The organism is Bartonella jaculi (assembly GCF_039543045.1).
GTDB lineage: Bacteria > Pseudomonadota > Alphaproteobacteria > Rhizobiales > Rhizobiaceae > Bartonella > Bartonella jaculi.
Map to the genome: position 1 here is coordinate 1 of NZ_BAABIZ010000087.1, position 2,239 is coordinate 2,239.

A 2,239-nucleotide genomic window follows, 5' to 3' on the forward strand; every position below is an offset into this window, starting at 1 on the left:
GTGGGGGTGCTTTTGATGTTTGTGTGACAAGAAAAGAAGGGGGGAAAAAAGAGCAGGGTGGAAAACATCACGACGAATTGGATCGGCTTTCGAGTGAGGCTTTAAGTGACTGGGAAGAGGATTTAGAACCCCTTTTAGAGCCTTTTAAAAAGCTTGTGAGAGAGGCTAAAAGTTATGAGGATATCCTCAAAGGCTTAGATGAATTGTTGAGCGAGATGGATCATCATGCCTTGGCAGCACGTTTGGCAAAGGTGCAAATGATTGCGCGGGGATTGGGGTATCATGGATGAGGAACTTTTTAAAACAGCACCCAAAGAGGTCACCCGTTATTTTGCAGCCAAAAATATTGTTCCAAGCTTTGATTGGCGGGATATAGCACCAGAAGAGCATGCCTTTTCCTTTACGGTGGCAAAATCAGTAGGCTATGACATTTTGGATGATTTTAAGCGAGCCGTTGGAGATGCCATAAAGCATCAAGTTCCTTTGCAAGATTTTCAAAAAAATTTAATGCCGATTTTACAGGAAAAGGGTTGGTGGGGGAAAAAGACCAGCATTGATCCGAAAACGGGTGAAAAGAGTGTGGTGCAATTGGGCAGTCCGCGGCGTTTAGAAACGGTCTATTGGGCTAATACCATGAGTGCCCATGCGGCAGGTGAGTGGGAGCGCACACAAAATAATAAAGAGTTTTTGCCTTATCTTACCTATGCGTTGTCGAGTTCAGAACATAAGCGTTTGGAACATGAAAGTTGGGTGGGTTTTACGGCACCGGTTGATGATCCCATTTGGGATTGGCTTTATCCCCCCAATGGTTGGCGATGTAAATGCAGTGTGCGGCAGGTAAGCCGTTATGAGGCAGACAATTTAGGCTATGAAGAGGGGGCAGAGCCACTTCATGTTGAAAAGCAGGTTTGGCGCAATAAGCGGACGGGAAAAGTTGAAAAGATACCCGTAGGTATTGATCCTGGTTGGCATTCTAACCCCGGGAAACATCGCGCGCAAAATTTAAGCAATTTTTTAAGTGATAAAGTTTCTGTAATGGGGGACAGTCGCAAACGCATTGCCATTGAAGATATTGTGGGCTCACCACTTTTGGAAGCGATGTTTGAAGGACATATGCCGCGTGGATTTATTCCCATAGCCCCAATGATAGAAAAGGTGCGTGATGTTTTTGGTGCGGACAATTCTCTTATTCGCTTATCTTCAGACAGTGTGAAACATATTTTGTTAGAGCATCAAGCGCGGTCTCTTTACTTGGAGGATTTTCGTGGTGCCATTCAAACCTTCATAAAGCCCTACGGCGTTATTAGGCGAAAAGATGCACAGAGTGTTGTGTTTTTGGGTGAAAGTGGTGGGGCATGGTGGCGCTTTGCAGTCAAATGGGTAGCAAGCAAACAAGAATGGTGGCTTATCTCGATGCATAAAAAGAGCTTCAGAGAAATTCAACGTTTGTTACATGCTGCTGAAAAGAAGGACGAACGGTTGTTGTAGAGAACACCGTAAAGCTTTGTTGGTTTTTGTGAGAAGAAGCGGTGTGTGAGAAAAATCAGAAGGCGTGGAGGGCGGTCAACTCCTCGCAGATCCGGCAAAGCCGTCCTGGCATAACTGGCTCACGCCTCGCGGGTAATCTAACAGTTTAAACATTCAAAAGCAATCTTTTAAAAAACGCGTTTTGAGAGAGGCTTTTTTGTAAAGGTAAGAAAGCGCACACCGCAAAGCTTTGTTGGTTTTTGTGAGAAGAAGCGGTGTGTGAGAAAAATGAGAAGGCGTGGAGGGCGGTCAACTCCTCGCAGATCCGGCAAAGCCGTCCTGGTATAACTGGCTCACGCCTCGTGGATACGCTAACAGTTTCAACGTTTGAAAGCAATCTTTAAAAAAACGGCTTGAGAGAGGCGTTTTTGTATTAAGGCGATATTTGTACCTTAAGATCTCTAACGGCGCTCTATCGCCTTTGAAGTGCCTTTGAAAACGATTTTATGAGAGGGTTTGGTATTGGGGTTTCTCTCATAAGCTATAAGCAAGTGAAAAAAGTGCTTTTTTAAAGAAATGCTCTTTTGACTGACAGTGTCAGACTTATGAGTTGAAGGGGTTTCGTGCATTGTATTGCCAATGACGATTGTAAAGCAATAGGCAATGTATGGAGCAAGAATTTTACGAAGATCAAAAAGAAGGGCAGGCTGAGATATGTCATGACGAGACATTTCATGGCAAGTTTATTGATCTTTGCCCAGACCTTACTATT

At 44.3% G+C, this 2,239-nt stretch carries 1 protein-coding gene and 1 pseudogene; both read left to right on the top strand.

Annotated features, from left to right (window positions below; translation table 11 throughout):
- A pseudogene (locus tag ABD915_RS09390) lies at positions 1-290 on the top strand (phage portal protein family protein); the annotation flags it as partial.
- The gene (locus ABD915_RS09395) at positions 283-1,488 is read left to right on the top strand and encodes a phage head morphogenesis protein (protein ID WP_345117656.1); all 1,206 of its coding nucleotides are present in this window, start codon (positions 283-285) and stop codon (positions 1,486-1,488) included. The pseudogene ABD915_RS09390 and the gene ABD915_RS09395, both read left to right, overlap by 8 nt.
- Positions 1,489-2,239: the final 751 nt, after the last annotated feature.